Origin of the sequence: uncultured Thiodictyon sp. (assembly GCF_903828115.1) — a bacterium.
Lineage (GTDB): Bacteria > Pseudomonadota > Gammaproteobacteria > Chromatiales > Chromatiaceae > Thiodictyon.
Genome location: NZ_CAIKKU010000871.1, coordinates 1 through 4,210, shown reverse-complemented (window position 1 = coordinate 4,210; position 4,210 = coordinate 1). Strand labels below are relative to the sequence as shown.

The window sequence follows — 4,210 nt, the reverse complement described above, 5'->3', positions numbered from 1 at the left end:
GGGCGCCTGAGAGATCGCGCCGCACTGGGGTGCGGCGCTCCCAATGGCCGGGCTTATGATCAAAGTCGCTGCGACGGGCCGCGCGGGAGACGCGGCGTCGCGGGATACCGCGGCGTCTCGTCGCGGCTGAAGCCGCTCCCACCGCGTCGCTGCGCGACCTTCAGGCGCCGCGCTTGCCCCGCCGCGGCCAGGCCCGCCCGGCGAGCCCGGCCAGCCCCAAGGCCAGCAGGGCGGCGGTGGCGGGGACGGGGGCGGCGGCGACCACGCTCACCGTGGCCGGGGCCTCCACGCTGCCGCCGCGCTGGAAATCCTGCCCCTGATACAGATCGTAGTCCAGGTGGATGATCCCGCTCACCCAGTCCCCGGGCTCGGCGCTGGCGTCGATCGCGAAGGTCGCGAGCGCGGTCGTCGGGAAGCTCCCGGTGTAGAGGCCCCCGGCGGTCACCATCAGACCATTGGGCAGCGACCAGATGGCGATGGCGTCGGTGAAGGTGCCCAGGACCCCGCTGCCGAGGGAGCCGTCCGCCCAGACGTTGGTGACGTAGAGGTCGAAACTGGTCCCGGGGTTGTCCAGCGTAAAGCCCCAGCCGACCGTCTGCCCCGGCGCCCCGGTGAGGTCCGCCGCGGTCAGGGTCAGGGTCGGGATCGGGGAGGCCGGGGCGGCGAGCGCGGTCGCGAGCAGCAGCAGGGCGAGGAGGGTGCGGTGGATCATGATGGCGGACTCCCGGTTCAACGAAGGGTGTTGGTGTAACTGGTGGTGCCGACGGTGCCGCCGCCGGGGCCGAAGCGGTAGCCGATGTCGACCTTGAACTTGGTCGCGGCGGCGCAGGTGCCGAAGTCGATGGTGAGGCTGGCGGTCCGGGGGCTGCCCGGCGCGACATCCGGCACCGCGACCGGCCCCGTCGTCTGCACCGCGGGGGTGCAGGGGGTCCCGCTCCAGGCCGCGACCGCCAGGCCGGTAATGGCGACCTCGGTCGCCGTGCCGGTCCCGCTGTTGGTCAGGGTGATGGTCCAGACCCGGCTGGCGGCGGCCCCGGTCTTGCCGGTGACCTGGGCGCGCAGGGCCGGGACGCCGCTCAAGTTGGCGACCAGGCTCTGCGGGGCGCTCATCGTCACGCTGGTGGCCGCGGCTGCGGCATTGGCGACCGCGCCGGTCCAGTTGGCAAAGGCATAGCCGGCATTGGGCGTCACCGAGACCTGGACCAGGCTCCCGGCACCGTACCAGCCGCCGGTGAGCGGCAGGACATGGCCGCCGGCCGCCAGGTTTACCGCGGTGGTCAACTGATACCGGGTGGCGAAGCCGGCGGTATAGGCGGTCGACCCCGCCGGGACCGTGACGGCGTGGCTCAAGGCCCCGCCGTCCGACCAGCCGGTGAAGACCGCCTGCACCCCGGGGCCGGTCTGCGGCGAGTTGGTGGCCAGGGTATGGCTGGTGCCCGGCGCCCAGGCGAATGACTGGACGGCGCTGTAGGGGCTGCCGTCGACGCTGAAGGTGCGCCCGGCGGGGTTGGTGCCGACGGTGACGCCGACCCGCTCGGCTAGGCGCAGCAGCGTCGCCCGGTTGCCCAGCGCGCCGTCCTGGTAGGCGACATAGGGGGTCCCGTCCGGGGCGACCGCGAGCGCGGTGAAGGCCGCGGTGCCGCCGGAGAACCCGGCGCCGCCCAGGGCCGCCCACTGGGTCCCGTCGAAGCGCAGCACCGTCGCCCGATTGGCCGGGCTGGTGCTGCCGTCGCGCAAGGCCAGGAGCGGCGCCCCGTCCGCGCCCAGGGCCAGGGCCAGGTCGGCGGCGATCCCGGCCGAGACCCCGACACCGCCCAGCGCGTCCCAGGTACCGGCGTCGTCGCGCATCACCGTCGCCCGGTTCGCCGGGCTGGTGGCGGCGTCCGCATAGGCGACCTGGGCCAGGCCGTCCGGGGCGAGCGCCAGGGTCGGGAAGGCCGCGGCCCCGTCCGAGAACCCGGCGGAGCCCTGCGTGACCCAGCCGCTGTCGTTGAACCTCAGGGCCGTGACCCGGTTGGGCGGGCTGGTCGCGCCGTCCAGATAGGCGAGCCAGGTACCGCCGTCCGGGGCGACCGCCAGGGCGGGGGCGACGGCCGTGCCGTCGGAGACCCCGGGCGTGCCGAGCGGCGCCCAGTTCGCGCCGTCGAAGCGCATCACGCTCGCCTTGCCGGCCTGGTCGCCGTCCTGATAACCGACCTGGGGACTGCCGTCGGCGCCGAAGGCGAGGCGCGTGTGGGTCGCGGTGCCGGGGGTGAAGCCGGCGCCGCCGACCGGCACCCAGTCGCTGCCGTCGAAGCGCTGCACCGTGGCCTTGCCCGCCGCGTCCTGGTCCTGATAGGCGACATAGGGCGTCCCGTCCGGGGCCAGGGCGAGCGACGGGGTGGCGGCGGTGCCGACTGAGACCGCGCCCCCGACCGCGCCCCAGCCCCCGTTACGGTAGGCCATGACCGCGGCCCGAGCGCTCGCGCCGTCGCGATAGGCGACATAGGGCGCGCCGTCCGCGGCGAAGGCGAGGCTCGGGTCCGTCACCGCGCCGACGGTGAACCCGACACCGCCCACCGGCGACCAGCCGGGGTCGGTGAAGGCCGTCATGGCCGCGGTCTGCAGCGCGGCGCCGGCCGGCGTGCCTTGCAGGGTCCCGTCGGCCGCGGCGGCGGTGAAGCAGAGGGTATAGGCGCGGTCCTGGGTCAGGTTGCGCAGGGTGTAATGGGCCAGGGTCGCGGCGGCGAGCGGCAGTGAGCCCCGGTAATGGGCCGGCGCGCTGCTGCCGTCCTGCCCGGCCTGCACCTGGGCGCCGGTCCCGCAGAGGATGGCGGTGCCCGCGTGCAGGGTGAAGTACCCGGTCCCGGCGATGCTCGCCTGCAGGTCCAGGGTCGCCAGGTTGGCCGCGGCCAGGCTGACCTGCGGGGTGCTCAGGGTGGGCGGCACCCCGATACCGAATTGCTGGGTGACCTGGGTCGCGGCGGCATAGTTGGCGTTGCCGGCCTGGTTGGCGGCGACGGTGCAGGTCCCGCCGGCCAGGCCGGTGACGAGGGTCCCGCTGACGCTACAGATGCCGCTGGTCTGGCTGCCGAAGCCGACCGTGAGGCCCGAGGTCGCGGTGGCGCTCACCTGTCCGGTGCCGCCGACGATCACCGTCGGGGCCGGGCCGAAGCCGATGGTCTGGGCGGCCTGCTGGGCGGTGACGATCGCCGTGACCCGCGCGGCGGCGGCATAGTTGCCGCCGCCGGCCTGGTCGTAGGTGACGGTGCAGGCGGTGGTGCCGCTGGTCATGGTGTAGACGGCGCCGCTGTTGGTGCAGCCGCCGCTGCTGCCGTAGACGATGGCGCTGCCGGAGGCGCCGCCGGTGGCGGCGACGCTGAAGCCGCTGCCGTAGGCCGCGCTGGCGGGGGACGCGGTGATGACGCTGATGGTCTGCGCGATCAGGGCCCCGGTCCCGGCGATGGCGAAGGTGTAGGGGTTCTTGGTGCTGTCGTCGTTGGCGATGCTGACCGTGCAGGTGGAGGCGACGGCCGCGGCTGGGGTGTATTGGACCGTAAACGGCGTGCTGCCGGTGGTGATGGGGACCGGGCTCGTGGGTTGGGCGGTGACGACGAAGGCGGTGCAGTCGGCGCCGATGAGGGCGACCTTGGGCGTCCCGGTGAGGTTGAGGGCCAAGCCGCCGGTGTTCTTGATGGTGAAGCCGTGGCTGGGGGCGTTGCCCAGGGTCACGGTGCCCCAGTCGGTGTCGTCGGCGGTGCTGGGGCTGGTGGCGCCATTGGCGATGGTGACCCCCTGGCCTTGGACGGCCATGGTCGGGGTGGCGACGACGCAGGAGTCGGTGAGCCCCGTGGTGACGTGGTTGACGGTGGTCCAGAAGAGGTCGGGCTGACCCTGTGCCGCCACCCCGCCGGTGAAGGTCACGCCGCAGGAGGCGGCCAGGTCGATGCTGCCGAGGCACTGGGTGGGCGCCTGGTTGGTGCCGGAGTCGGTCAGGTCGCTGGTGCAGATGAAGATGGCGCCGCCCTGGCCGACGCCGTTGTTCGTGCTGCTGCCCAGGACGGCGCTGTTGCTGGTGAAGCTGACCGACTTGAGGGTCAGGGTGCCGCGCTTGACGAAGAGGGCGCCCCCGAGGCCCGCGCCGCCACCGCCGGAGAAGTCGCCGCCGGCGCTGCCGCCGCCGAAGCCGCCGCCGACGCCGCCGCTGCCGTAGCCGCCGCCGCCGCCGAAG

At 74.2% G+C, this 4,210-nt stretch carries 2 protein-coding genes; both read right to left on the bottom strand.

The features are described 5' to 3' along the window. Positions 1-160: 160 nt before the first annotated feature. Positions 161-712 (bottom strand): hypothetical protein, encoded by a 552-nt coding sequence (locus tag QZY48_RS32765; RefSeq protein WP_295438695.1) that lies wholly within the window; start codon positions 710-712, stop codon positions 161-163. 17 nt (positions 713-729) lie between these two features. Next, positions 730-4,210, bottom strand: a 3,481-nt coding sequence (locus tag QZY48_RS32760) for an S-layer family protein (RefSeq protein WP_295438693.1), incomplete at its 5' end; no start/stop codon positions are given.

What these genes read in the sequence shown, in the direction of transcription:
- QZY48_RS32765 (WP_295438695.1), bottom strand. Translation starts at nt 712, where the DNA reads ATGATCCACCGCACCCTCCTCGCCCTGCTGCTGCTCGCGACCGCGCTC.